At 61.3% G+C, this 25,218-nt stretch carries 24 protein-coding genes; 8 read left to right on the top strand and 16 right to left on the bottom strand.

From position 1 onward, the window contains the following. Positions 1–72 precede the first annotated feature (72 nt). The 14 genes from SB659_RS05680 to SB659_RS05615 form a co-directional block, all read right to left on the bottom strand. Positions 73–987 carry an ATP-binding cassette domain-containing protein gene (locus tag SB659_RS05680; protein ID WP_284978446.1) on the bottom strand — a complete coding sequence of 305 codons (915 nt, stop codon included), beginning with the start codon at positions 985–987 and terminating at the stop codon, positions 73–75. 13 nt (positions 988–1,000) lie between these two features. Next, positions 1,001–2,050 (bottom strand): ABC transporter permease, encoded by a 1,050-nt coding sequence (locus SB659_RS05675; protein ID WP_284974815.1) that lies wholly within the window; start codon positions 2,048–2,050, stop codon positions 1,001–1,003. Between the two features lie 62 nt (positions 2,051–2,112). Next, positions 2,113–3,114 carry a substrate-binding domain-containing protein gene (locus tag SB659_RS05670; RefSeq protein WP_284974878.1) on the bottom strand — a complete coding sequence of 334 codons (1,002 nt, stop codon included), beginning with the start codon at positions 3,112–3,114 and terminating at the stop codon, positions 2,113–2,115. 228 nt (positions 3,115–3,342) lie between these two features. Continuing rightward, positions 3,343–4,761 (bottom strand): sugar porter family MFS transporter, encoded by a 1,419-nt coding sequence (locus SB659_RS05665; protein ID WP_410549752.1) that lies wholly within the window; start codon positions 4,759–4,761, stop codon positions 3,343–3,345. Next, positions 4,758–5,633: a sugar phosphate isomerase/epimerase family protein gene (locus tag SB659_RS05660; RefSeq protein ID WP_410549751.1), complete on the bottom strand. Its 876-nt coding sequence runs from the start codon at positions 5,631–5,633 to the stop codon at positions 4,758–4,760. Before SB659_RS05660 ends, SB659_RS05665 begins: the two co-directional genes overlap by 4 nt. Positions 5,634–5,643: 10 nt before the next feature. Next, a complete protein-coding gene (locus tag SB659_RS05655) occupies positions 5,644–6,657 on the bottom strand; it encodes a Gfo/Idh/MocA family protein (RefSeq protein WP_410549750.1) in 1,014 nt (337 codons plus the stop codon). Positions 6,658–6,705: 48 nt separating this feature from the next. Beyond that, the gene (locus SB659_RS05650) at positions 6,706–7,623 is read right to left on the bottom strand and encodes a sugar phosphate isomerase/epimerase family protein (protein WP_284978450.1); all 918 of its coding nucleotides are present in this window, start codon (positions 7,621–7,623) and stop codon (positions 6,706–6,708) included. A gap of 40 nt (positions 7,624–7,663) precedes the next feature. After that, positions 7,664–9,175, bottom strand: coding sequence for a CoA-acylating methylmalonate-semialdehyde dehydrogenase (locus SB659_RS05645; protein ID WP_284978451.1), 1,512 nt, complete (start codon positions 9,173–9,175; stop codon positions 7,664–7,666). Positions 9,176–9,210: 35 nt separating this feature from the next. Further along, on the bottom strand, positions 9,211–11,136 hold the full coding sequence (iolD, locus tag SB659_RS05640) for a 3D-(3,5/4)-trihydroxycyclohexane-1,2-dione acylhydrolase (decyclizing) (protein WP_284978526.1): 1,926 nt from the start codon (positions 11,134–11,136) through the stop codon (positions 9,211–9,213). Positions 11,137–11,157: 21 nt separating this feature from the next. Further along, on the bottom strand, positions 11,158–12,120 hold the full coding sequence (locus SB659_RS05635; protein WP_284978452.1) for a deoxyribose-phosphate aldolase: 963 nt from the start codon (positions 12,118–12,120) through the stop codon (positions 11,158–11,160). Further along, complete coding sequence (iolC, locus tag SB659_RS05630) at positions 12,117–13,121, bottom strand: 5-dehydro-2-deoxygluconokinase (RefSeq protein WP_284978453.1); 1,005 nt, start codon at positions 13,119–13,121, stop codon at positions 12,117–12,119. Before iolC ends, SB659_RS05635 begins: the two co-directional genes overlap by 4 nt. Before the next feature lie 196 nt (positions 13,122–13,317). Further along, a complete protein-coding gene (locus SB659_RS05625) occupies positions 13,318–13,722 on the bottom strand; it encodes a tautomerase family protein (RefSeq protein WP_284978454.1) in 405 nt (134 codons plus the stop codon). Positions 13,723–13,875: 153 nt separating this feature from the next. Next, a complete protein-coding gene (locus tag SB659_RS05620; protein WP_284978455.1) occupies positions 13,876–14,667 on the bottom strand; it encodes a TIM barrel protein in 792 nt (263 codons plus the stop codon). Next, on the bottom strand, positions 14,664–15,785 hold the full coding sequence (locus tag SB659_RS05615) for a Gfo/Idh/MocA family oxidoreductase (protein ID WP_284978456.1): 1,122 nt from the start codon (positions 15,783–15,785) through the stop codon (positions 14,664–14,666). The genes SB659_RS05620 and SB659_RS05615 overlap by 4 nt, the downstream gene beginning before the upstream one ends. Positions 15,786–15,895: 110 nt before the next feature. Between SB659_RS05615 and SB659_RS05610 the strand changes: the two genes are divergently transcribed. After that, positions 15,896–16,897 (top strand): LacI family DNA-binding transcriptional regulator, encoded by a 1,002-nt coding sequence (locus tag SB659_RS05610; protein WP_284978457.1) that lies wholly within the window; start codon positions 15,896–15,898, stop codon positions 16,895–16,897. A gap of 51 nt (positions 16,898–16,948) precedes the next feature. Here the strand turns inward: SB659_RS05610 and SB659_RS05605 are convergent, their stop codons facing one another. Continuing rightward, on the bottom strand, positions 16,949–18,211 hold the full coding sequence (locus SB659_RS05605; protein WP_284978458.1) for a glycoside hydrolase family 26 protein: 1,263 nt from the start codon (positions 18,209–18,211) through the stop codon (positions 16,949–16,951). Positions 18,212–18,512: 301 nt separating this feature from the next. On the opposite strand from SB659_RS05605, the gene SB659_RS05600 reads away from it, so the two are divergent. The 6 genes from SB659_RS05600 to SB659_RS05575 all read left to right on the top strand — a co-directional run bounded on the left by SB659_RS05600 (position 18,513) and on the right by SB659_RS05575 (position 23,655). Then, complete coding sequence (locus SB659_RS05600; RefSeq protein ID WP_284978459.1) at positions 18,513–19,292, top strand: transglycosylase domain-containing protein; 780 nt, start codon at positions 18,513–18,515, stop codon at positions 19,290–19,292. Positions 19,293–19,375: 83 nt separating this feature from the next. Beyond that, the gene (locus SB659_RS05595; protein ID WP_284978460.1) at positions 19,376–20,230 is read left to right on the top strand and encodes a hypothetical protein; all 855 of its coding nucleotides are present in this window, start codon (positions 19,376–19,378) and stop codon (positions 20,228–20,230) included. A gap of 99 nt (positions 20,231–20,329) precedes the next feature. Beyond that, entirely contained in the window at positions 20,330–20,722 is a 393-nt protein-coding gene (locus SB659_RS05590; RefSeq protein WP_284978461.1) for a nuclear transport factor 2 family protein, read from the top strand. A 114-nt stretch (positions 20,723–20,836) separates the two neighbouring features. Continuing rightward, complete coding sequence (locus SB659_RS05585; protein WP_284978462.1) at positions 20,837–21,634, top strand: carbon-nitrogen hydrolase family protein; 798 nt, start codon at positions 20,837–20,839, stop codon at positions 21,632–21,634. An 89-nt stretch (positions 21,635–21,723) separates the two neighbouring features. Further along, complete coding sequence (locus tag SB659_RS05580; protein ID WP_284978463.1) at positions 21,724–22,563, top strand: gamma-glutamyl-gamma-aminobutyrate hydrolase family protein; 840 nt, start codon at positions 21,724–21,726, stop codon at positions 22,561–22,563. Between the two features lie 222 nt (positions 22,564–22,785). Further along, complete coding sequence (locus SB659_RS05575; protein WP_284978464.1) at positions 22,786–23,655, top strand: serine hydrolase; 870 nt, start codon at positions 22,786–22,788, stop codon at positions 23,653–23,655. A gap of 43 nt (positions 23,656–23,698) precedes the next feature. On the opposite strand, the gene SB659_RS05570 is transcribed toward SB659_RS05575, so the two are convergent. Further along, positions 23,699–24,436, bottom strand: coding sequence for an aquaporin (locus SB659_RS05570; RefSeq protein ID WP_410549749.1), 738 nt, complete (start codon positions 24,434–24,436; stop codon positions 23,699–23,701). A 45-nt stretch (positions 24,437–24,481) separates the two neighbouring features. On the opposite strand from SB659_RS05570, the gene SB659_RS05565 reads away from it, so the two are divergent. Continuing rightward, positions 24,482–25,159, top strand: a complete 678-nt coding sequence (locus SB659_RS05565) for a helix-turn-helix domain-containing protein (RefSeq protein ID WP_284978466.1) — start codon at positions 24,482–24,484, stop codon at positions 25,157–25,159. The last annotated feature ends 59 nt before the right edge of the window (positions 25,160–25,218 follow it).

Below are 25,218 nucleotides of genomic sequence, written 5' to 3'. Positions count from 1 at the left end.
GTGGAAGCAGGCAGCATCGTGGGGTGCTTCGACACCAGCCAAAGCACCCCACCGAATGCGCGCCTATGCGGGCTACTGACCTTCCGGACGTGTGCTGACGACGTCGGCAACCTCCGCTTTGACTTCCTTGAGGAGATCGTTGTGTCCGCCGAGTTGCTCCAACTCGTGTGCAAGTTCAGCCAACTCGGCCCCGCCGGCCATCTGCGCGGTCAACTCGTCCAGGCTGATGTCCTTCTTGTCGTAGTACCCAATGGACTTGCCGCGCTTGAGCAGCAGGAAGCGGTCGCCCACAGGGAACGCGTGGTGTGGATTGTGGGTGATGAAAATGACCCCGAGCCCACGGTCACGGGCCTGCAGGATATAACGCAGGACGACGCCGGACTGCTTCACGCCGAGTGCTGCGGTCGGTTCGTCCAGGATCAGGACCTTTGCACCAAAGTAGACGGCCCGGGCGATTGCCACGCACTGCCGTTCACCGCCGGAGAGTTGGCCGATGGGCTGTTCGACATCGCGCAGGTCGATGCCCATTGCGGCGAGTTCTTTCTTGGTGATGTCCTTCATTTGCTGGACATCCATACTCTTGAAAGGCCCAAAACCACTGGTTAGTTCCGAACCGAGGAAGAAGTTCCGCCAGATCGGCATCAGTGGCACCACGGCGAGGTCTTGGTAGACGGTCGCGATTCCGGCATCCAAGGCGTCACGGGGTGAACCGAACTTCCGTTCCTCTCCCATGATTTTGAGCTGACCGGCGTCGTGCTGGTGCAGCCCCGCGATAATTTTGATCAGCGTGGACTTACCCGCTCCGTTGTCACCGAGCACACACGTGACGCGGCCATTATCAACTGCCATTGTCACGTCCTTGAGCGCCACGATATTGCCGTAGTGCTTGCCGACGTCGTCAAGCGACAGCAGGTGCACCGGCGTGTGCGTGAGAGGATCGCTTTCATTCTTCAGCAATGTTTGCTGCTTAATCTCCTGGCCATTCATGTTCCTGGGTCCCTTACTTCAGTTCCGCGCGGCGTTTGACGATGAGGTTGACAATCGTGGCCAGCAACAGCATCAGGCCGAGGAAGAACTTGAACCAGTCCGGGTTCCACTGCGCGTAAACGATGCCCTTGTTGGCCATACCGAAGATAAATGCACCGATGGCGCCGCCAACGGCTGAGCCGTAACCACCAGTGAGAAGGCAACCGCCGATCACTGCGGCGATGATGTAGAGGAACTCGTTGCCCACGCCTTCACCGGACTGCACGGCATCGAAGGCGAAGAGGTTGTGCATGCCGAGTATCCAGCCGCAGAAGCCAACTCCCATGAAGAGCCCGATCTTCGTTGCCTTGACCGGGACGCCCACTGCGCGCGCCGCGTTCGCGTCTCCGCCCACGGCGAAGATCCAGTTGCCAACACGCGTACGCATCAGCACCCACGTGGCTATCAGGACCAAGGCGATCCAGATGAATACTGTGATCCGGACGTCCACGCCGCCAATGTTCACGGAGGAAGCGAACACCGCTTGTGCGGACTGGAAGCCATCCATGTTGGAGATCGACGGCGAGGAGACTCCCCCGCCGATCATGCGGGTCAATCCGAGGTTGATGCCTGTCAGCATCAGGAACGTTGCCAGCGTGACGATGAAGCTGGGCAGCTTCGTCTTCATCAGAATCCAGCCATTGATGAATCCGATGGAAAGGGAAACCACCAATGCCAGGACAACGCCAACCCAGACGTTGGTGCTGAAGTACCAACTGAACATTGATGCCGTGAGCGCCGAACTGATCACGGCAACACCGGTTGAAAGGTCGAATTCGCCCCCGATCATGAGCAGGGAAACACCAACCGCCATGATGCCGATGGTGGAACTGCCGTAAAGCACAGTTGCAAAGGAAGCGGGCTGCACAAAGGTTGACGAAACCGACGCGAAGAAGATGAAGAGGACGATCGCGCCGACAAGGGCGCCGACCTCCGGGCGGCTCAGCAACTTCTGCAACGGGTTGCGCGTGCCGATTCGCTCATCAGCCACGGAAAGTGTGGGCTTGGATATGGTCTGAGTCATGATATTTCTCCTGCTATGCGGGTTCAGGGCCACAGGGACCCTGAACCCGGCTCAGCGCATCCTTAGCGGATGCCTTCCTTGGCGAACTTGAGCACGTCAGAAGCTGTGGTCTTATCGATGATGGAAGGCCCGGTCAGAACGGGCAGTCCGCCACCTACGTGGATTCCTCCGCGCTTGGCCTGCCACAAGGCGTCCACCGACCCGTAACCCTGGAGCCAAGGCTGCTGGTCCACGGTGAAAGCGACCTTCCCATCAATGATGGCTTGGGCCAGCTCACCGTTCATGTCAAAGGAAGCCACCTTGACCTTGCTCTGCAGGTTCAAAGATTCCACCGCCTTGTCAATGGTCAGCGTGAAAGGAGCTCCGAGCCCGATGATGGCGTCGGCATCGGGAGTTGCTTGGAGCTTCGCGGTAACGGTGGAGGAAACCTGTGTCATGTCCGTGCCTTGGACGAACAGGTTCTCAGTGGCAGGAATCTTGGACTTCACGCCGGCACAACGCGAGTCCAAGGCGACATTGCCCTGTTCCATGATGACGCAGATCGGGTGCTTGGCTCCCAAGGTGGTGAGCTTGTCGCCCACTGCTGCGCCCGCCAGGTTTTCGTCGGATCCGAAGTGCGTGAACGCGCCAACACTCTTCCAGACGTCGGCTCCGGAGTTCAGGCTGACCACGGGAATGCCGGCTGCTGTTGCCTTCTTCAAGACGTCCTTCAGAGCATCAGGCTTCGCCAACGTCACAGCGATCCCGTCCACTTTTTGATCGATCGCCTGCTGGATCAGCTGTGCCTGCCTGCCGCCTTCGGGATCGGATGTGTAAAGCAGCTCCACATTGTCTTTCGCAGCTGCTTCTTCGGCGCCTTTGCGGAGGATGTCCCAGAACGTGTCTCCGGGAGCGGCATGGGTGATCAGTGCGATCTTGATGCGAGGGGTGCTGGCCACTTGCCCGGCACCGGCTGCTGCGCCGGAATCGGCTGGCTTGCCGCCTTGGCTCGAACAAGCGCTCAGCGCCACCAAGGGAACCACTGCCGCGACGATCGCCGCCTTGCGCCATGAGAATTTTGCCACCATTATCTCCTTTGATTTCAGGTCAGCCGTCCGGAGGCTCGTATCCGGATCATCTGCTATGTAGATCATCGTGACTGGCCTCACACTTTGTCAATAGTTTGTCCTGACATTAGTATGTATGAACGTAACAAAGCGGCGAAGTCCGTGCACCCGCACTCGCGGTTTCGCGAATTTAACGCGAAAATGGCCGGCGCCGCATGCAGCGGTGCCGGCCATTCGTTCACGCATTCAGGGTGTGTGGCGCTCCCCGGCCGCACTCTTGAAATAGTGCTCCAAGTCTTCCAGGCTCTTGTCCTTGGTCTCAGGAACAAATTTGGACGCAAAGAGAATCGCCCCAATTCCCAGGACGGCAAATGTGAAGAAGGTACTGGACAGTCCTATGGCTGCAAGCAGCTGCGGGAACCCAAAACCGACGAGGAAGTTGATGATCCAGAGCACGAAGGCCGAGGCTCCCATGCCCAGCCCACGGATCCGCAAGGGGAAAATCTCCGACAACATCAACCACGTCACCGGAGAGATAGCTCCTTGTTGGAACGCCAGGAAGGTGATGGTCAGGGCGAGGATAACGAAGCCGCGCCCGGTACCTTCAGGCAGGACCAGGGAAAAGGTTCCGATCAGCAAGAGCGCACTGGTAGTGCCGATCTGGCCCGTGATGAGCATCCTTCGGCGACCGATTCTACCCAGCAACCAAATCCCCACGAACGTCGCAAGGACGGAAATGACGCCGTTGGCGATGTTGGCGGTCAACGCAGCCTCGCGGCCGAAACCGGACTGGGCGAGAATCTGGGTCCCGTAGTACATGATCGAGTTGACACCGGTAATTTGCTGTATGACTGCCAGCCCGAGGCCCACAACGAAGATCCGGCGGAGCCAAGGGACGCCGAGGTCCTGCCAGCTGCCCATCTTGGACTTATAGTCCTCCACGGCCATCGACTTGACGTCCTCGAACTCGGTCCGGGCGTCTTCCTGTGACCTGATCCGCCGCAAAACGCTAAGGGTTTCGCCGAAGTTGCCCATGGAAGCCAGCCACCGCGGGCTTTCCGGCATGAAGTTCATGCCTATCCACAAAGCAATGGCAGGCAGCGTTGCAATGACCAGCATCCACCGCCAAATACCCCCCGCCTCCCCATAAGCATTCCCGAGGTAGGCGTTGAAGATGAAAGCCAGAAGCTGGCCGCTGACAATCATCAACTCGTTTTGGGTGACGATGCGTCCGCGCCGGGCACTTGGTGAAACCTCCGCGAGGTACACGGGGACCGTGACGGAAGCTCCGCCCACGGCCAGGCCCAGCACGAACCGGGCCACGATCATGACTTCCGTGTTCGGGGCGAAGGTGCAGGCCAGCGTTCCCAGCAAGAAGATCATGGCCAGGACCATGATCATTTTCCGGCGGCCGTTGCGGTCGGCCAGCCGTCCGCCGAAAAGGGCCCCAAAGGCTGCGCCGAACAACAAGGAGGATGTGACCATCCCCTCCGTGAGCGGTGTCAGTCCCAAGTCCGCCTGCATGTACGGCAGGGCACCATTAATGACCCCCGTGTCGTAGCCGAACAGTAGACCACCGAACGTTGAAACCAACGTGACTGTCCGCAGCGCCCGCTTATGGTTGACTGTGCGCGTCCTGGTTTCGGCAGGTACCGGCGCACTCATGCATTGACCTTCTGGATATGCTGCTTCATCGTTTCCAGCTGGTAGATGGACACGTCCTCGGCATTGTCATCCTCGGCAAAGACACTGGACACCATCACGGTGTTGTCCTTATCCAGGAATCCGATCTCATGGAGCCCGCCAAAGAACTCGTCCCAGTTCACGTCACCATCGCCGATCTTCAGGTGTTGGTGGACCCGGACGGCGTTGCCCGGCGGGTTGGTGATGTAGCGAAGACCGTGGGAGGCATGGTGGTCCATGGTGTCCGATACATGGACCAGCCTCAGCTTGTCTCCCGCCGCGCGCATGATCTCCAACGGGCTATTGCCCATATGGAACGTGTGGGAAGCCACGTAGACCATGCCGATGTTCGGCGAGTTCACCCCGCGAATGACGCGGATGGCGGCCAACCCGTCCTCAACGAAGTCGTCCGGGTGCGGATCGATCAAGACGTCCATGCCCTCACGCTCGATAATCGGCAGGAGTTCTTCCATGGAACGGTAGAACGCACGTTCGGATTCTTCGGCCTTTTCCGGCCGACCGCTGAATTCGGTGTTCATGGTGCTGACACCGAGGTCGACGGCGATCTGAATGGCGCGCTTCCAGTACCGCACCGCAGCTTCGCGGGCGTCCTCGTCCGGACCCGACCAGCGCAGGACCGGCAGGACGGAGGCGATTTCGACGTCGGCGTCCCTGCACGATGCCTTCAGCTGTGCCACAAGTTCATCATCGGCTTTGGGGTGGTTGTAAAACGGGATCATGTCTGCGTGCGGAGTCAGCTGCAGGTACTTGTATCCGAGGTCAGCTGCAACCCGGGGGAACTCAAGCAAGCTGTGGCTGTGATGGAACGGGGTAGGGTCAAGGGCGATTTTCATGCTGTGTCCTCTAGCCGTACAGCTCGGGCTTGGAGTTCAACTGAACCTTGACCTTTTCGCCGGACTTCTGGGCCTCCACGCCGGCTTCGCAGCAAGCCGCCGTCGCATAGCCGTCCCAAGCAGTCGGTCCGCCGATTTCGCCACGGAGGGCGGCGTCCACCCAAGCCTGCACCTCGACGTCGTACGCTGCTCCGAAACGGTCCTCGAAACCCGGGGGGACGCTACCGCCCCACTTGCCTGCCGACTGGACGTAGGGACCGCTGTCACCGCCGATGCTCACAATGCCGTCCTCCAAAGAAGCCTGCGTGGCAACCTGGTAACCGAACTTGGCGTTGACATAAATTTCGACGTCGGCCAGCACGCCGGACTCGGTTTCAAGCAACACCTGCTGGGGATCGTGCTGGCCCTGCGGAGCGTTGCTGGTCGGCTTGCCCATTCGAACCTGGACGGAAGTGATTTCTTCACCGGTGAAGTAGCGGACGGCGTCAAACTCGTGGACCACCGAGTCGTTGATCAGCATCTCATTGGTAAAGCCCTCAGGAGTGCTCGGGTTGCGGTGCTGGTGGTGCAACATCAACAGCTCCCCCAATTCCCTGTTGCGGATGATCGCACCAAGCGCAGAGTACTCAGCGTCGAACCGGCGCATGAACCCCACCTGTATGCGCTTGTGTCCCAGTGCCTGCTCGGCCTGGACCACCTTCCATGCGCTTTCAGCGTCCGGAGTCAGCGGCTTCTCGCACAGAATCGGGAAGTCCTTCTCCAGTGCCTTATAAAGGATTTCCTCGTGCAGGAATCCCGGGGTGGCAATCAGTACGGCGTTGACATCGCCGTTATTCAGCGCCTCGTCAGCGCTGGCCAGCGCTACTGCGCCTTCGATCCCCTCAATGGCAGCTTGCGCCCTGGAAAGGTCGACGTCGACGACGGCGGCCACTTCGGCGCCGTGGATGCGTGTACTGAGGCGCTTGATGTGGTCCGCACCCATGCGGCCTGCACCGATGACGGCAACGCGGAGAGTCTTGGTCACTGTTTCTATCCTTCGTGAGGTTCTTGAATTGCTGTTGCTGGGCAGGCGTTACTTAACGCGGGTGCGGGAGCCGCAGGAGAGCAGGTAGTTTCGGGTCCGCTTGGCAATGGGCATCGGCACATCGAACGCTACCGGGTACATGTCTTGTTCGACGATGCCGAAGATGGGACGGTTGAGCGCTTCCACCGCTTCGATGACCGCGCGCAGGTCCGGGAGGCCGTTCGGGGGCTCGGTCATGACGCCTGCGATGTTGGCTGCGGCCCAGGTCATGTTCTTTTCGTTGACTTCGGCCAGGACCTCGGGGTTGATCTGCTTGAGGTGCAGGTAGCCGATGCGTTCGGGGTAATTCTTGATAAGTTCCAGGCTGGAAGCGCCACAGTATTCGGCGTGGCCGGTGTCCAAGCAGAGGTTCAGGTACTGCGGGTCCGTGGCATCAAGCAAGGTTTCGATGTCTTGCTGGGCACCAACATGTGAGTCGGCGTGGGAGTGGAATTGCTGCCTGAGGCCGAAGTCTTCCAGCAGCACCTTGCCCATGCGGTTGTGCCCGGAAAAGAGATCTGCCCACTGCTCCTGTGAGAGTTCACCGTTTTCTACAGCCTCGCCCGTCACATCGTCACGCCACATAGCAGGAATGACCACGATGTGTTCCCCGCCCATGGCCGCCGTCAACTCGGCAACCGCGCGGGCCGGTGCCCAGGCTTCCTCGTACTGTGCGGCGCCGCGGTGGAAAGCCGTAAAGACCGTCCCGGCAGTGACTTTGAGGTCACGCTGCTTGAGTTCCTCGGCCAAGCGTGTGGGATCGTTCGGCAAGTAGCCGTAGGGGCCCAGTTCGATCCACTTGTAGCCGGACTCAGCCACTTCGTCCAAGAACCGTTCCCACGGGGTCTGTTGGGGGTCGTCCGGGAACCAGACACCCCAGGAATCGGGTGCGGTGCCGATGATCAGTTTGTTCTCGACATCAGTCATGACTGCGTTGTCTTTCTTTTATGGCGCGACGGCGGTGAGCTTAGTTGGAGGGGAAGTTGTAGGAGGCGCCGGAGGCGTGGGTGGGCTCGGGCCAGCGGGAGGTGATCACTTTGCCGCGGGTGTAGAAGGACACGCCTTCGGGGCCGTAGATGTGCTTGTCACCGAAAAGGGAGTTCTTCCAACCTCCGAAGGAGTGGTACGCCACCGGGACGGGGAGGGGAACGTTGACGCCGACCATGCCCACGGTCACAGAGCGCTGGAACTTCCGGGCGTTCGCGCCGGAGGAAGTGAAGATCGCGGTGCCGTTACCGTAGGGGTTGGAATTGATGAGTTTGATGCCCTCGTCCAGGTCCGCGACCCGCACGACCACCAGGACAGGCCCGAAGATTTCCTCGGTGTAAGCGGTCATCTCGGTGGTGACCTGGTCAATGACGGTGGGCCCTACCCAGAAGCCCTCTTCGTGGCCGGGCACCACGAGGTCGCGGCCGTCAACGACCATGGCTGCTCCGGCGGTCTCGGCTTCGGTGACGATCTTGACGATGCGTTCCTTCGAGGCCGGGGTGATGACCGGGCCCATCTCGGCGTCGGGTTCGGTGCCGTTGTTCACCTTCACGGCCAGTGCACGTTCCTGAACCTTCTCCACGATCAAGTCGGCCGCGTCCCCCACCGCGACAGCCACGGAGATGGCCATGCAACGCTCGCCGGCGGATCCGAAAGCAGCGGCAGCAAGGTGGTCTGCAGCGTTATCGAGATCCGCGTCCGGCATGACGATCGCGTGGTTCTTGGCCCCGCCCAGTGCTTGGACGCGCTTACCGTGCTTGGTGGCGGTTTCGTGGACGTACTGCGCGATCGGGGTGGAGCCAACAAAGCTGATGCCGTCCACGTCGGGGTGGGTCAGCAGCCCATCCACGGTTTCCTTGCCACCGTGCAGGACCTGGAACACGCCATCGGGAAGGCCGGCTTGCTTCCACAGCTTAGCCAGGAGCATGGACGCTGACGGGTCACGCTCGGAGGGCTTGAGGATAAACGCGTTGCCCGTCGCGATCGCCATAGGAGCCATCCACAATGGCACCATCACGGGGAAGTTGAACGGGGTGATGCCCGCGACCACGCCGAGGGGTTCACGGAAAGAGAAGACATCGATGCCGGTGGAGACCTGGTCCGAGTAGTCGCCCTTGAGCAGGGTGGGGATGCCGCAGGCGTACTCGATGACTTCCAGGCCGCGTCCGATCTCGCCCTTGGCGTCGGAGAGGACCTTGCCGTGCTCGGCGGTGATCAGTTCGGCGAGGTCGTCCACGTGAGAGGCGACGAGCTCGCGGAACTTGAACAACACGGCGGTGCGCTTGGCAAGGGAGAAATCACCCCAGGACTCGGCCGCTTTCTTCGCGGCTGCAACCGTGGTGTTCAGATCGGATTCGTTGGCCAAACGCAGTTCAGCGGTGACCTGCCCTGTGGCCGGGTTGTACACAGGCTGCGTGCGGTCACCTTCGCCGGTGGTCTCAGCGCCATCGATGAAGTGGTGAATGGTGGTCAGTGTGGTCGTCGTCGACATATGCGGACTTCCTTGAGTAGTGAAAAGTGAAGTGTTCAGCCGAGCAGCTTGCGCTGGCGGTTCTTGTGGTCTGTGTAGGTCTTGTAGGCCTGTTGGGTGGATTCCAGGTCTGAGACCTGTGAGACGGGCACGTCCCACCACGACTCGGAGGACGGGGCGTCCAGGAGGGGATCGGACTCAACGTGGATCACGATCGGTCCCGTCTCCGGAGCTGCCTTTGCTTCCTTGATCGCGGCTCCGAGGGCCTCAATGACGTTCTCACCCGGTTCAATACGGATAACCTTCGCGCCAAGGGATTCGGCGTTGGTGGCCAAATCGATGGGCAAGTTTTCGCCGGCGTCGAAGCTGTGCTGTTCCTTGTCCAGAACCCGGTACTGGGTACCGAACCGCTGGGAACCCAAGGATTCGGACAGCGAACCGATGGAGGCGTAACCGTGGTTCTGGATCAGCACAACGATCAGTTTGATGCGTTCGGCGACGGCGGTGACCAGTTCGGTGTGCATCATCAGGTAGGAGCCGTCCCCCACCATCACCACCACATCACGATCGGCACCGCCAGCGGCTGCTTCCGCCAGAGCCGCACGCTTCACACCCAACCCGCCGGGAATCTCATAGCCCATGCACGAGTACGCGTATTCGACGTGGTATCCGAACGGGTCACGGACACGCCACATCTTGTGCAGATCACCGGGCAAGGAACCGGCGGCGCAGATAACGACGTCCTGGTCGTCCATGGCCTTGTTGGTAGCACCGATGATCTCGTTCTGGGCCGGCAAGGGGGTGTAGCGAGTCTCGAAGGCCTCATCCACGATAGCGTTCCAGCGCTGTTTCTCGGCTGCGACCTTCTGTTCCAAGTCACCGCCAACGCGATAGCCGCCCAAAGCCTGGTTCAACTTGACCAACGCCTTGCGGGCATCAGCCACCACCGGTATAGCCGTGCCGTGCTTGTACGCATCGATCGGCGCAACGTTAATGTTCACGAACTTCACATCCGGGTTCTGGAACGCGGTACGGGAGGCCGTGGTGAAGTCTTCATAGCGGGTGCCGATCCCTATGATGAGGTCCGCTTCGGCCGCGATGGCATTCGCCGCCGTCGTGCCGGTTGAACCGATGGCCCCAAGGGACTGCTTGTGGTCCCAAGGCAGCACCCCGACGCCAGCCTGAGTGTTGCCAACCGGGATCCCAGTCAGCTCAGCAAACTTGGTAAGTTCGTCGTTGGCAAACGCGTAGAGCACACCGCCGCCAGCAATGATCAGCGGGCGTTTTGCGGCGCGGATGGCTTCCGCCGCGCGGCGGATGTCCTCGTCTTCGGCCTCAGGACGGCGGATCCGCCATTCGCGCTCGGACAGGAACTCCTCCGGAACCTCGAGGGCCTCGGCTTGGACATCCTGCGGCAAGGAGATTGTGACAGCACCGGTCTCAGCCGGATCCGTCAATACACGCAGGCCGTGATGGAAGGCTGAAAACAACTGCTCCGGGCGGGAAACGCGGTCGAAGAACTTGGACAACGGACGGAAGGCGTCATTGACGGTGATGTCGTATGCGTAGGGCTGCTCGAGCTGCTGCAGCACGGGGTCCGCTGCTCGGGTTGCGAACGTATCGCTCGGAAGGAGCAGGACGGGCAGGCGGTTGGTGGTGGCCAACGCAGCACCTGTCAGCAGGTTGGAAGAACCGGGGCCAATGGAGGTGCTGATAGCAAACGTCTGCCGGCGGCGGGTGTGCCTGGCGTAACCCACAGCCTGGTGGACCTGCGCCTGCTCGTTGCGGCCCTGATAATACGGCATGATGGTCGGATCAGCAGCTTGATACTGCTTCAACGCCTGCCCCACACCGGCAACGTTCCCGTGCCCGAAGATACCGAAAGTGCCTGGAATCAGCCGCTCCCGATATTCCACACCACCGACCAAATCCACGGTGTATTGCTTTGAAAGAAACTCGACCACAGCCTGCGCCACGGTCATCCGACGGGAAGACATCTGTTCTTACTCCGATACTTTCACTGGAACGCGGGCATCAGCGCCATTCTGTGCCGCGACTGGGGGCAAAGGGGCAGTGTCATTCAACAGCGAGGCGGCCGTAGCTACGGCACCAGCCACATCGCCGTCGTGCGGGTAAAGCAGCGTACGTCCGACCGTCAGGCCTTGTACACCAGGCAGGGCCAGGGCCGCCTGCCACGAAGCGAAGACTTCGTCCGGGCTGCCATCCGGATCGCCGCCCAACAAGACTGTTGGCAGGGTGGTCGAAGCCATGACGCGCTCCATGTCCTTCACCACCGGAAGCTTCATCCAGGTATAGGCACTCGTGGATCCGAGGCCCTCGGCGATGCCGACAGACTTGATCACGGCATCGGCACGGAGGTCATTGCGGACCTTGCCGTGAGCATCACGAACGGAAAGGAACGGCTCAACCATGGCGATGAGCTTGCGCTCCGCGAGGGAGTCAATGGCTTTGGCGGTGGCCTCCAGCGTGGCAACCGTGTCCGGATCCCCCAGGCAGATTCGCGTGAGCATCTTCCCACCGTCAGCCCCCAAAGCTTCCAGTGCCGCGGCCGTATGACCGGTAAAACGGTCGTCAAGTTCATTCACCAGGCCCGACAGTCCGCCACGGTTCATGGAACCGAAGACCAGCTTGCCCTCTAACGCCCCCAGCAGCAGGAGATCGTCCATGATGTCCGGCGAAGCGAGGATGCCATCAACTGCAGGGTTGGCCAGGGCCACTTGCAAACGGTCCAGCAGGTCGCGGCGATCGGCCATTGCCATTGGCTCCGAACCGACGGAGAGCGCGCCCCGGGCAGGGTGGTCAGCGGCTACGATGAAGCTCTGCTGCCCGTACTTCAGGCCTGGATGCCGACGCCGGGTCGCGGCTGCGCGTGCCACGGCTTCCGGATCCTCCAACCGGATCCGGCTCAAGTGCTCGTAGCGGCGGGGGTCATCGTTGCGGCTCAACGGATCGCTCCTTCAGTGATAGTGACGCCGGGTACGGGCCGGCCGCGTTCAGCAAGCAGCGACGTAACCTCATCCGGCGTCGGCATTGCGTCTGCGCAGGACAGGCGGGAAGCCACGATGGCGCCAGCGGCGTTAGCGAAATCAAGCACTTGTGCAAGTGGCCAGCCGGACAGCAGGCCATGGCAGAACGCCCCTCCGAAGGAGTCACCTGCTCCGAGGCCATTGAGGGTCTGCACCGGGACGGGGGCGGAAACAACGCGCTCGGTGCGGGTCTTGGCCATCACGCCCTCGGGGCCGAGTTTGACCACGGCAATCTCGACTCCGGCATCCAACAGGCGGTCGGCCTGTTCATCGGGCGTTCCCTCCCCCACTGCTACCGCGCATTCCTTGTCATTGCCGATTGCAACGGTGACGTGCGGGAGGATCTTGGCAACCTCGGCGCGGGCCTCATCCTCGGAGGCCCAGAACATCGGCCGGTAATCTAAGTCCAGAATGGTGAATTGGCCTTCCTTCAGTCCAATTCGGGGACGTGCCTCATGAGCGGCGAGGTGCGCCGTACGTGACGGTTCCTGACACAGGCCGGTGACGGTTGACCAGAAAATCCCGGCCTCCCGGATGGCCTCAAGGTGCAGCTCCTCCGCTTGGATCTGCAGGTCCGGAGCCGTAGGCGTCCGGCCATAGAAGTAAAGCGGGAACTCGTCGGTGGCCGGTTTGATGGCGCAGAATGTCACGGCCGTGGGATATGCCTTGACCGGTAAAACGAATGAATCGTCGACGTTGAATTTATGCAGTTCACGGTGCAGGTATCTGCCGAAAGCGTCGTCTCCCGTGCGGGTGATGACGCCCGCGCGGCGCCCGTGCCGAGCAGCAGCAACAGCGACGTTCGACGGCGAGCCACCGAGGTACTTACCGAAGGATTGCACATCCTCCAAGTCCACGCCGATGTCATTCGGGTAGATATCAACGCTGATGCGCCCGATGGTGAGAAGTTCGTGGGTCACGGTGATCGCGGGCCTTTCTATTTCTGAACTCTTGCAGGACTGTTTGAGTGCAAGTGCTGGCGGGGCCACGTGAGCGGGACCACAAGAACTACTTTGCACCAACGCGCATGTCCTGTCAAAAGTTTGTGCTGACATGCTTACAAGATGACTATGTATGCCCGGGGACGACACAAGAGCGTCAAACCGGAATTGAGGCTCATTTCGCTGGGACGGCCAGCTCGCCAGTCGCATACTGCGCTCGGCCAAATCCGAACGACCAGTCACTTGGACCGTTCTCCACGTAGCCAATGAATACGTCCGCCCCCGAGACTCCGATTTCTACAAGACCTGCAGCGATGGCCGCAAACAGTGACTGCCTGGCCGCCTCGCTCCGGCCGGCTTGGGTGAAGATCTGTATCATCACCACACCCGTGGACCGCTCGAAGCCGAGCCCTGCATCCTGGGCAACGATCTGTCCGACGGCATGCTCGGTGATGATGTGGAAATAATCGCGTTCCGGGATGCCGTATTCGGCCAGGATGGCATCATGGATCGTTCGGCTCACGTGGCCCAACTCCTCCTGGGTGCGGCCTGCATTGACGTCAATACGAACTAGCGGCATGCTTCTCTCCTTCATGTTTGTCCTGACATACTAACAAAGTTGATTAGCGCCGTTCAAGGGCGCCCCAGAGAAAGCCGTCCGGCGGAAACAACTAGAACCGCCTCTTTCGAGGGGGTTCTTGTGCCCGCCGATGGTCGATGCTGATTGAACTCCTCAGATAGTGAACGCCGTTCGGAATGCCGCGAGGGCATGATCGCTTGATTCGATCCCGGGCCCCCCTGCTGCCGCGGCCTCAAGACCGACGACGCCTTCATAACCAATGCCGGCCAATACCTTGGCGACAGCGGGGTACCGGATTTCCCCCGTCCCGGGTTCGAATCGGCCCGGGACGTCGGCAACTTGAATTTCTCCAACCCACTGTTGGGCCTTGATAATCAATTCGATGAGGTTTCCCTCACCGATCTGGGCGTGATACAGATCCAGCATCATTGTGATGTTCGGATGACCTACAGCCGCGACCAGGGCCATAGTGTCCTTGGCGCGCGCAAGCGGTATGCCGGGGTGGTCCACGATCGTGTTCAGGTTCTCGAGTGCGAACGTCACGCCATGTGCTGCCCCGAGGACCGCGAGCCGTTCGAGGGTGCGAAGTCCGGTCAGCCACATTTCACCGGTTGGCCGGTGGATCGGACGGACCGCGCGTCCGGCTTCGCCAAGTTCTGCCGGGTGGACCACCATTCGCTCGACGCCCAGTTCCAAGGCAGTGGGAATCAGCTTCTCGGCCGAAGCAACCACCTCGTCTGCGCCGTCAGGGTCGATGAGGCTGCCACCGTAGTAGCCACTCATTGAGGAGAATCGGGCGCCCGTGGCCGCCAGCGCTGCCACGTCCCGCGGGCGGGTATCCCAGAGTTCGACCTCGAAACCCAGGTCATGGATCCTTCCCACCCGTTCGATGATGGGCAGATCGTTATAGACCATCTCGGCACACACGGCCAAGCGAAAACTCATGCGTTGCCGCCCGCTCGCAGGACGGCAGGCTCGGCCGGGCGCAACTCGGCAATAGAGGCCACATCGATGGGCTGGCCGGTTTCGGCCGAGCGGATGGAGGCCAAGGCCACGGCCAGCGCGTTCCGCGCGTCCGCTCCCCCGGGACCGTGAACGCCCGGGGCTTCGAGGTTGTCCCTGCGTGACCGGACAGCCTGGACGAAATGGCTGAGTTCGGCCGTGTAGGCGTCGTGGAAAAGGTCGACGTTCAACCGCGTGGTGGCTGAGGTTATGCCGGCAGAGGTATAGCTCTTGGTATTGGTTGCCTGAGATCCGCCAGCCTCGACCATGCCAGCCGATCCAAAAACTTCGCCCCGCACGTCGTAGCCGTACAGCGCGTTGAAGTTGGCTTCTGCCACCGCGATGGCCCCATTGCTGTAGGTGATGGTCACGACCGCGGTATCGAGGAGGCCGCCCGCCTTGGCTTCCGGCGCAACCAGCGCATCTGCGACCGCGTGGACACGCACTGGAACAGCTCCTGGGTTCAACCAGTTCAGCGTGTCGAAATCGTGGATGAGGGTTTCAAGAAAGATGGTTCCCGGCGCAATCCTTTCCGGATTGGCAATTCCGGACGCGGTGCCAGGGTCGCGGGTCAGGGACCGAAGAAGCTGCGGGGTGCCCACAGCGCCGTCGTCGATAAGTTTGCGTGCGGCCGCGAAATCGGCGCTAAAGCGCCGGTTGAAGCCAAATTGGAGCACAATTCCGGCAGCCTCGGATGTTGCCAGGGCTTCGTCCAGCTCCTCCATGGTGCGGCCACCAGGCTTCTCACAGAAGACGTGTTTCCCAGCCCTCGCCGCCTCGGCAATCAACGCGGAATGGAACCGAGCCGGCGCGGCGATCAAAATCGCGTCGACGTGTGGATCGTTAAGCACATCTGCTGCATCCGTGGTGATCTTTGTGATGCCCAGGCGACTCGCGAGGGCTTCGACGGCGGAAAGGGCGGGATCTGCGATGGCCTCGAGTTGAGCGCCCGGGACGCGTCGCACCAGGGATTCGGCATGAAAATTTCCAATCCACCCGGCACCAATCAGGCCGACCCGGACGGGCAGCTCTTCAGCGACACGATGCTCTATGTAAGTCATATCAACTCCTGCTGTTCAATTGCTAGATCGTTCTAGATTGCTCCATGCTCACATGTCATCCAGCCTCGCGTCTAGATCGTTCTATATAATTGTTTGATGGAGCCGAAAGCATGACCCAAGAACAGCGACGTCCGACCCTCGTTGATGTAGCCCACGCGGCCGGCGTGTCACGGGCCCTCGTGTCCATTGTCATGCGAGGAGCGCCAGGGGCATCAGAATCCACCCGGCAGAGAGTGCTGGAAGCTGCCGGTGAACTTGGCTACCGGCCCGATGCCCGGGCGCGGCTGCTCCGCAGCAACCGGACCCGCCTCCTCGGCCTCACATTTTCCACTTCCCAGCCGTTCCACAGTGAAATCGTGGACGCCGTTTACGCCCAAGCATCCGCGAAGGGATACGACGTCGCCCTGAGCGCCGTCGGGCGTGGGCGTGCCGAAGAGCGTGCTGTCGAGTCACTCCTCGATGCTGGTTCCGAAGCGCTCATCCTTATCGCATCCACTTTGAACGAGAACGATCTGGGCAGATACGCACATCAAGTGCCGGTGGTCAGCCTTCTACGCAACGACGTGGGCGACCATGTCGATTCAGTCAGCTGTGACGACGCGGCTGGGATCCGGCTTGCTATTGAACACCTCACGAGCTTGGGTCACCGGCGCATCATCCACGTCGACGGCGGTACCGCCGTGTCCGCGGACCAGCGCCGGGCAGCCTTTAGGGCAGAGATGATCGGCCACGGGCTGGAGCCTTTGACCCTTTCCGGAGGTCCCAGTGAAGAAGACGGGTTGGCGGCCGGCCAACGTCTGCTAGCGCTCAACCCGTCCGCGGTTATAGCCTTCAATGACCGAACAGCCCTTGGCGTCATGGAGAGCCTCCGTTCGGCTGGAAGGAACGTGCCCACGGATGTCTCAGTGGTTGGCTACGATGACAGCCAATTTGCGCGCCTGAGCTACATACAGCTGACGTCCATCAGCCAAGATGCGCAGCTGCTTGCCGCCGCCGCCGTTAACCGAGCTGTGGACCGCATCGAGAACAGGCAGCCGCTGGGCCACGACGTGAGCACCCCACACCTGGTCCGTCGCGCAACGACTGCGGCAGCCCCCGTGAGCCGAGCCTGAGGCTAACACCCGGTACCGCTGGACTACGGAACCGCGGCCCGCTGGCCGCCGTCACTGGCGCGGCTGGCACGATTGTTCGGGACCATAGCGCAGCCACGCTGGCAAAGCGGCCTTGAAAGCGTCCCGCACAGCAGCCGTGTTCGTGACCGTCCAATCCACGCGGCCTTTGACTTCGACCTCGTTCTTGTCCCACTCGAACCAATTGATCATTTTCAGTCGGGGGAACTTCTGCCGGATTGAAGGATCCAAAAGCTCCGTCCACCAAGCTTCCTTGATGGCGAGCTCGGCTGCGCCACCGGCCCCGGGCGCAAAGAGAGCAGCCGTTTCGGGGATCGCGACCGGCTTGCCATGTTGGTCACCGTAGACGCCGTAGAAGTCCGGAAGCAGACTGTCATCACCGTTCGTACCTACATAGTTGCCGCTGAGCTGATCGGCGAACTTATTGGGCTCAGGGAGCTCGTTCTCACCCCACGGATATTTGTTCCCCCAGTGGTACAGGGACATGCCAACCCAGTCCACGGCCTCGTCGCCCGGGTAGTAAGGGGCATAGGCGTCATCACTCATGGTCAACACGCCGTCCTTGTTCGTGTCCAAAGCGGCGAATTCGGGCGTGCCGGGTTTGGCTTCGTACTTTCCCCCGGCGAAGGGATACCCTCCCCCGTAGTTTGGTGCCCACATCATGGCCGAACCGGGGGCCAAGGTGTGCACAGCCTTCGCCAAAGTCTGAAAGGCGGCCACGTACTTCTGAGGCTGCTGCGACCACGCATACCAGGAACCGTTCATTTCGTGCGCGAAACGCACGATCACGGGGACGCCGTCGTCATTGAACATGGCGAGGTCTTTCGCAAAGGCCGTGGCCGTCTGGTCTGTCACAGTGGCCAGGCCACCGTCCGGTTCCAGGGTCAGAAGCATCATGTGGCCATCGGCGCGGATCTGGTCAACTGCCCGTCGAAGATCGTCTTCATCTTTGGCGGTCAGTGGAAAGCCCGTAAAGGAAACGTTGACGGCCGGCTTGTGGCCCAGGTCCTTCGCGAACGTGGACAACGACTTGGTGTGCCAATCCAGATTCACGCCGAAGAGCGTCCCGTCAGCCGGAACTAGTTGATCACGAGTCATTACCTGGCAAGGCGCCAAAGATGCTGCCGACTGGCTTTGCTTCTCCTTCTCGGCGAGTCCGTTGGCAAAGTTCACCCCGGCGATGCCAAGCAACGCCAAGCCAATCACCACGGGCAGGGCAAAGGCCCTCCACAACTCGGCCCGGTTTTGCTTCGGGGATTCACGGCTCTCTTCGGGCAGTTCCCCCACTACAGACACCAAACCCTTTCTGAGCTGCGGCTTTGTCCCATCATACGGAAGGCCCGGTAGACTCTCATCTCATCCTTCTCCTTCCACGGGGAACGGGCGAACCAGCGAAGGCAGATTGATGGATATCCCCACACCACCGGCTCCGCCGCGGAGATCACCCGAGCCCCGGACGCCACAGGACGCCGTGCCGCAACGGTTAACGCGTCCTGTTGGGGAACCCCCTCAAGAGCAGGTGCTGCCCGGTTCAGCCGGGCAACCTGGCCGACGTCCCAAGCGAAAGTGGCGCTTGAAGCTGTTGCTGGTTTTGATCATGCCCCTGGTTCTGGTGCAAGTCGTTGCATTCATGTTCAGCATGGGCGTGACACCGCCGCGCACTGCATACATGCTCGAGGCTGGTGAGCCGAACGTTTATCAGTTCGTTTCGATCGACCACATGAGCCGCCGCCTGCTGGCGGCGACCATCGCCCACGAGGACGAGCAGCTCGGCACCCGCAGCGGAGCTTTCGACGTCGGAGACTTCCAGGCCAGGGCCCAGGCATATTTTCAGGGAAAGCCTGACCCCAGTGGCTCCACCATCCCGCAGCAGCTGGTAAAAAACATCTTCCTGTGGGACGACCAGAGTGCTCTCCGAAAAGGGATTGAGGCTGTTTTAGCCACCCAATTCAGCTACACGTTGAGTCACCAACGAACCTTGGAACTCTATCTGAACTATGCCCAATTCGGGCCCCACCTGTATGGCGTGTGCGCCGCCAGCTGGTATTACTTTGGGGCACCGCCTTGGAGTTTGACGGACTACCAGTCGGCGCAGCTGATGGGTGTCCTGCCGCTGCCGGACCTGGTCCGGCGGGATCCGAATGGAGGGATCTACCTCGGGTCCGGCGTCCATCCTGCAGTATGGAACCTCGTGAATGGGGCTGCCAATGTTTGGGTTCCCAAGCAGCTGGTCGGCCTGGGTGGGTGGCAGGCAGCCGTAGCCACCGTAGGAATCAATGACACGGCGGCCGACCATGCCGATCGGCGCGGTGACGGCGATGCATGCTCCACCATGCCGCAGAGCATCCACGACCGCATTCAGGCCGAAGCCCGCTGATTCCAAGCAGCTACCGCGCGCGCAAACCCAGTGCGGGCCGGCGGACTCAGCTGATTCTTGGAATCGTGCGAGAGAATCGCCGGATGACAGATTCCCAACCGCAGGACACTGCACTCGACTCTGCCCAGTCAGGCCTTCCTGCACGCCACGTTCCTGCACTCATTACTCCTGCACGGGGCGGCACACCAGGCCGCTTGGCCGGAGTCAAGGTCCCGGAAATTACGGCTGGGTTCTGGGTGGCGAAGGTTCTCACAACTGGGATGGGTGAAACGACGTCGGACTATTTGGTCCATAGCATGAACCCGGCATTAGCATTGGCTCTGGGCGGGGTTGGGCTGGTTGGCTCACTTTTACTGCAGTTCCTCGTCCGCCGCTACGTCCCCTGGATCTACTGGCTAGCTGTGGTCATGGTCAGTGTTTTCGGAACGATGGCGGCCGATGCGGTGCATGTGGTTTTGGGTGTCCCTTATGTGCTGTCCGTGGCGTTCTTCGTCGTCGTGCTGTCCGCCGTTTTTGTTCTCTGGTACCGGTCTGAAGGCACCTTGTCGATCCACAGCGTGGACACTGTGCGCCGCGAAGCGTTCTATTGGGCAACGGTGCTGTCCACGTTCGCCCTTGGTACCGCCTTCGGGGACATGACCGCGTACAGCCTGAACCTTGGCTACTTCTCGTCAGGTGTCCTGTTCGCACTGGCGATCGCTGGGGTCGGCGTCGTCTACTGGCGGAGCTGGTTGTCGGCCATTCCCGCCTTCTGGTGTGCCTATATCCTGACGCGGCCACTCGGGGCGTCCTTCGCTGACTGGACAGCTGTTTCCCCGGAACGTGGCGGCCTGGCCTGGGGAACCGGCCCTGTCAGTATGGGTTTGCTCGTGTGCATCGCGGCACTGGTCGCTGTCCTCTCAAGAAGGGCCAGGGCTGGATCAACACCCGGCGTCTAACTCCGGCTTGTTTCCCATCGACAGCTTACGCAATGCAGGAATACCGTTAATTCGTCACAACACCACCAGTCAATGATGATGAAGGAAAGGTGTCCCGTCATGGGAAACGCAGAAAATGTTGAAATCGTCCGCCGGGGGTTCGAGGCCTTTAACTCCGGGGACATGGCTGCCCTCGGAGAACTGTTTACCGACGACGCGGTGTGGCACGTTGGCGGAAACAATGTGTTGTCCGGAACGAAGCAGGGCCGGGACGCGATATTTGCGTACTTCGGTGAATTAGGGTCGCGAACCCAAGGCCGCTTCCATGCCGAAGTCCAGGACATCGTGGGCGGGGATAGCCACACGGTCTCGATCGTTCGGACCCAGGCTACTAACGGCGACAAATCCGTGGACGTGCCCACGGTCATCACGTTTGTGCTGCGGGACGGTAAAGTTACGGAAGGGCATGAGTATTCGGATGACACGGGCAAGTTGGACGACTTCTGGTCGTAGGAACCCGCCCACCCCCATCCGTGCATCCATGACGTTCCATGCCCGTCCCGGAGGACGATGAGGCTCACGCTACGTGGGGTTCACGTCGGCGCCGCAAAGGCGCACCCTAGTTCCATGAGAATCGCGTCGGGACAATTCAGCGCTGGCAAGGACCCGCAATCCAACCTGACCGCCATCCTGGACATGATGACAATTGCGGCCCGCGGCGGCGCAGACCTGCTGGTGCTTCCCGAGTCCAGCCTCTATGCCAGCAACGAGCCCCCTGCCGTCCTCGCCAAAGTGGCCGAGCCGCTGGACGGCCCGTTCATTGGCAGTATCGCAGCGGCGGCCTTGGACCTCCACCTGCCTGTGGTGGTGGGACTTGCGGAGTCGAACCCGGACGGGCTCCCCTACAACACCCTTGTGGCCCTCGACGCGTCGGGTGCCGTCACCGCCGTGTACCGGAAGGTCCACTTATACGACGCTTTCGGTTACCAGGAGAGCTCCGGCACCGAGCCCGGCACCGTCACGCAGCCGCAGCTGTTGACCATGGGCGGTCTGTCTTTGGGCATGATGACCTGCTACGACTTGCGATTTCCGGAGAGCGCACGCCACTTGATCGACGCCGGTGCTAACGTTCTGCTGCTTCCGGCCATGTGGATTGTTGGTCCGGGAAAGGAAGACCATTGGACAACGTTGGTCCGCGCCCGTGCCATCGAGAACACGTCCTACGTGGTCACCGCCAACCAGTCCGGGCCCCTCGCTACAGGCCACACCATGGTGGTGGACCCGTTCGGAGTCGTCATAGCCAACGCTGGAGAGGCCCCCGGCATGATTTTTTCCGAACTCTCATTGCACCGGATCGAAGAAGTCCGGGCGAAGGTACCGTCGCTGGCTAACCGCCGCTTCGCCGTCGTGCCGTTGAAGGGTTAGCGGCACGCCACGAGTGTGATCGTACTGACATGCGAAATTGACCTGGACGAAACATTGCGTGGCTCGCGGAGCCTTAGAATTATTGCGAAATGCCCAGGAAGGAACCCGTGGAAACCACCGACGCAGCCATGCAACCCGTGATTGGCCTGACTACTTACCTCGAACAGGCCGCAACGGACGGTTGTGGCACCGTAAATGCAGCTTTCCTCCCTGAAACCTACCTCACCCCCATCACGGAAGCCGGCGGTATTCCCGTCCTCCTGCCACCGCAACCGGTGGTTCCGGGAGTGATTGAGCTTCTCGTGAGTCGGCTGGACGGCTTGGTGGTCCCCGGTGGATGGGATGTGGATCCTTCCCTCTACGGCCAAGAACCTCACGAGCAGACCGATCGGCCTCATCCCGAAAGGGATGCCTGGGAGAGGGCGCTGATCGACGAAGCGATCCGCCAAGACCTTCCCTTGTTGTGCATTTGCCGAGGCGAACAACTGCTGAACGTCGCCCGTGGCGGTACCCTCCATCAGCACCTCCCCGACATTGTCGACGGCGGAAAATACCAGCTGGGCGGCTACAACTTCAACCGAATCCCTGTCCATGTGCGGCCCACGTCGGTTCTGGCCCGACTCATCGGCCCGGGCTTGAAAGCTGTTCCGGTGGCCCATCACCAAGCTGTAGCCGAGCTCGGGGACGGACTCGTGGCGACGGCATGGAGTGATGACCATGTTGTGGAGGCCATCGAATACCCGGCTAACACCTTCACCGTCGGCGTGCAGTGGCACCCCGAGGAACTTCCCGAGGAATTCGGGCTTTTCCGTGGGTTCATCGAAGCCGCACGGGGGAAATACCTCTCCCGGCTGGTTCCGATTGCGGATGGGAACGACCTTTTGGACCCTCGCCTGTCGCTCGCCTCGGAAGACCTGCCCTCCCTGTAGCAGGCCGCGCTCCAGCCTGTGTTTCGGCAACTTCGGGGCGCGCAACTCCGGTTGGGCAACTTCGGGTTGGGCAACAGCAAATACAAAGCTCCCGCATAGCTCTCCTGGTTACCATCACCAGTTATGGAAGAGCCTTGGTCCGTGCATTCGCGTGAGAGTCCCGCCGGTCGTCATGTCTCGGGGCTGCGATCGCGTGCATTTCGCCGCCGTCGAGCGTTGATTATGGCGACGTGCGCCGCCCTCCTAGCCGTCGCGGTGCCTGTTGGTGTCCACTCGGCTGCGCAGGCCCGTTCGACGTCGGCCGCCCGGTCGAGCGCGACGAAGAAGCAAGCGTCCGCCCGGCCCGCTGCTCCACCGAGCATTGGTGCAGCAGCGGCGGCGGGAGACGGCGTCGGTCCGGATCTGGACGCCAAGATCAACGGCATCATCGACGCCAACGACCAGTACCAGGTCGGGGTGGCTCTCCTTGAGATCTCCGGGGATGCCGCCACGGGCCAAACGGTTCATCAATACGGGATCCATGAGCCGTTCGAGGCCGCGAGCACCGCCAAGGTCTTGGCTGCCGAAGCCTACTATCACCTCGTTGAGACCGGTGCAGCGTCCCTTGATGACCAATTGGGGGCCTATTCCGCGGCATTCCAGCTGCAGGCAATGATCCAGCAAAGCGACAACGACTCGTGGTCGCTGATCGAACATGCTGTGGGTTATCAGGGGCTGACGGATTACGCGGCCTCGCTGGGGGTGAACTACAACCCGAATGACAACACGCTCACCACGGCAGATATGGCCCGCATCCTGGCTGGCCTTTATTCCGGAAGGCTGCTGAATTCGGCAGATACCGCGCAGTTGCTGTCAACCATGCAGGACACCAATGATGAGACGCTCATCCCTGCTGCCTTGCCGGCCGGCGTCACGGTCTATCACAAGTACGGAGAGCTCGGCGGGGAACTTCACGACGCCGCCATCCTCACCAAGGACGGCCACACCTACGCCTTGGTCATTTACACCAAGGCAGAGGACTTGGGCAGCGTAGAAGAGCGCACCGACGTCATCCATCAACTGACGGCCGCCGTAACTGATGCGGTGTTCTAGGGGACCCGTCCTTGCGCGGGAAAGCATTGATATCAGGCGCGCGTTAGCCGTTCGCTTCGGCCGGGTGCGGGATAACGACGTCGTCCGCGGGAGGTGCCGCTACGGGAAACAGTGCGAGCAGCAGGCCGAGGCCGAGGGCTGCGCCGAGGATCTGGGCGAGGATGAAACCTGGGACTGAGCCAGGGGCGATACCGGCGAAAGTGTCACTGAAGATCCGCCCGACGGTCACCGCCGGGTTCGCGAACGAGGTCGAGGATGTGAACCAGTAAGCGGCGCCGATGTAGGCCCCAACGGCCGGTGCTGCGAGTAACCCGCGATGGGTACGGGCGAGGGAGAAGATGAGCAGGACCAGCCCGGCGGTGGCGACGATCTCACCGGCCAGGTGCCCGGCAGTCATCCGGTCTTTGCCCGAGATGGAGGTCCCGACGTCGAACATCACGTTCGCCAGGACGCTGCCGCCGATCGCACCCACTGTCTGGGTCACCACGTACGCGCCCAGTTCCTGCAACGACAATCCGGTTCCTTGCCGGCGGCCCAAGGCCCAGTCGGCGGCCGACACGACGGGATTAAAATGAGCACCGCTGACGGGTCCGAAAACCAAGATCAGCACCGCAAGGCCCAGAACCGTCGCGGTGCTGTTCTCCCGCAGCTGCAGCCCGGTGTCGCCTGGAGACAGATGCTGCGCGGCGATCCCAGAGCCAACCACAATGGCAACAAGCAGGCACGTGCCAAGCATCTCGGCCAAGGCCCGGCGCCACAATGGCGGATGGTGTGAAGTCATGTCATCAGCTTGACCCACAAAATTAACTCAGTCAAAATTGAACCAATGAAAACTGAGCTGAAGAATGATGACTTCCAGCAGCGGCTGGTGAAGCACGCCGCATTGGCCGACCCTGCCCGCCTGCGGATCATTGACATGCTCACGCTCGGCGACTACTCCCCCAGCGAGCTGCAGTCTGAACTCAGCATCCCTTCGAACCTGCTCTCGCACCATCTGCGCACCCTCGAGAGCGCCGGACTGATCGGGCGGCACCGCTCCGAAGCGGACCGGCGCCGCAGCTACATCAGCCTCACCCCCGGCTCGCTGGCCGGACTGACCCCTGGAGCCCGGCACGCGGCGGGCCGGGTCCTGTTTGTCTGCACACACAACAGCGCCCGCTCCCAGCTGGCATCCGCCCTCTGGCGCGAGGCCAGCGACATCCCGGCTGCCTCTGCGGGCACCCACCCGGCTGAGCAGGTTGCATCCGGCGCCATCGACGTAGCGAGCCGGCATGGCCTGGACCTGAGGAGCCTCTCCCCACGCCACCTGGACGAAGTGGCCACAGGTCAGGACTTCATCGTCACAGTCTGCGACAACGCCCATGAGGAACTCTCCTCGCTCCAAGGGGTTCACTGGTCCGTCCCGGACCCCCTACGGGCCAACACGCCAACTGCATTCGAGTGCGCATTCAAGGACATTGCCCGGCGGGTCACCGATCTTGCCCCACGCCTCCACGCAGCTTAGAAGGCACCGCAGCCTTGGGGCGCCTCTCATCATCCGCATATTGATCATTAGCAACCGGA

The sequence above is a fragment of the Arthrobacter sp. SIMBA_036 genome, from assembly GCF_046535135.1.
In the GTDB taxonomy this organism is placed as follows: domain Bacteria; phylum Actinomycetota; class Actinomycetes; order Actinomycetales; family Micrococcaceae; genus Arthrobacter.
The sequence above is the reverse complement of the archived record's forward strand: the minus strand, read 5'-3'. Positions and strand labels throughout refer to the sequence as shown.

Bases quoted from the DNA above. Each gene is read 5' to 3' on its own strand.
- SB659_RS05595 (WP_284978460.1), top strand. From the start codon at position 19,376: ATGACAGATTCCCAACCGCAGGACACTGCACTCGACTCTGCCCAGTCA.
- SB659_RS05620 (WP_284978455.1), bottom strand. From the start codon at position 14,667: ATGAGTTTTCGCTTGGCCGTGTGTGCCGAGATGGTCTATAACGATCTG.
- SB659_RS05570 (WP_410549749.1), bottom strand. From the start codon at position 24,436: ATGACTTCACACCATCCGCCATTGTGGCGCCGGGCCTTGGCCGAGATG.
- SB659_RS05675 (WP_284974815.1), bottom strand. From the start codon at position 2,050: ATGACTCAGACCATATCCAAGCCCACACTTTCCGTGGCTGATGAGCGA.
- SB659_RS05575 (WP_284978464.1), top strand. From the start codon at position 22,786: ATGGCGACGTGCGCCGCCCTCCTAGCCGTCGCGGTGCCTGTTGGTGTC.
- SB659_RS05625 (WP_284978454.1), bottom strand. From the start codon at position 13,722: ATGCCGCTAGTTCGTATTGACGTCAATGCAGGCCGCACCCAGGAGGAG.
- iolD (WP_284978526.1), bottom strand. From the start codon at position 11,136: ATGACCGTGGCGCAGGCTGTGGTCGAGTTTCTTTCAAAGCAATACACC.
- SB659_RS05565 (WP_284978466.1), top strand. From the start codon at position 24,482: ATGAAAACTGAGCTGAAGAATGATGACTTCCAGCAGCGGCTGGTGAAG.
- SB659_RS05645 (WP_284978451.1), bottom strand. From the start codon at position 9,175: ATGTCGACGACGACCACACTGACCACCATTCACCACTTCATCGATGGC.
- SB659_RS05680 (WP_284978446.1), bottom strand. From the start codon at position 987: ATGAATGGCCAGGAGATTAAGCAGCAAACATTGCTGAAGAATGAAAGC.
- SB659_RS05615 (WP_284978456.1), bottom strand. From the start codon at position 15,785: ATGACTTACATAGAGCATCGTGTCGCTGAAGAGCTGCCCGTCCGGGTC.
- SB659_RS05600 (WP_284978459.1), top strand. From the start codon at position 18,513: ATGCCCCTGGTTCTGGTGCAAGTCGTTGCATTCATGTTCAGCATGGGC.
- SB659_RS05665 (WP_410549752.1), bottom strand. From the start codon at position 4,761: ATGAGTGCGCCGGTACCTGCCGAAACCAGGACGCGCACAGTCAACCAT.
- SB659_RS05590 (WP_284978461.1), top strand. From the start codon at position 20,330: ATGGGAAACGCAGAAAATGTTGAAATCGTCCGCCGGGGGTTCGAGGCC.
- SB659_RS05660 (WP_410549751.1), bottom strand. From the start codon at position 5,633: ATGAAAATCGCCCTTGACCCTACCCCGTTCCATCACAGCCACAGCTTG.
- SB659_RS05580 (WP_284978463.1), top strand. From the start codon at position 21,724: ATGCCCAGGAAGGAACCCGTGGAAACCACCGACGCAGCCATGCAACCC.
- SB659_RS05610 (WP_284978457.1), top strand. From the start codon at position 15,896: ATGACCCAAGAACAGCGACGTCCGACCCTCGTTGATGTAGCCCACGCG.
- SB659_RS05585 (WP_284978462.1), top strand. From the start codon at position 20,837: ATGAGAATCGCGTCGGGACAATTCAGCGCTGGCAAGGACCCGCAATCC.
- SB659_RS05650 (WP_284978450.1), bottom strand. From the start codon at position 7,623: ATGACTGATGTCGAGAACAAACTGATCATCGGCACCGCACCCGATTCC.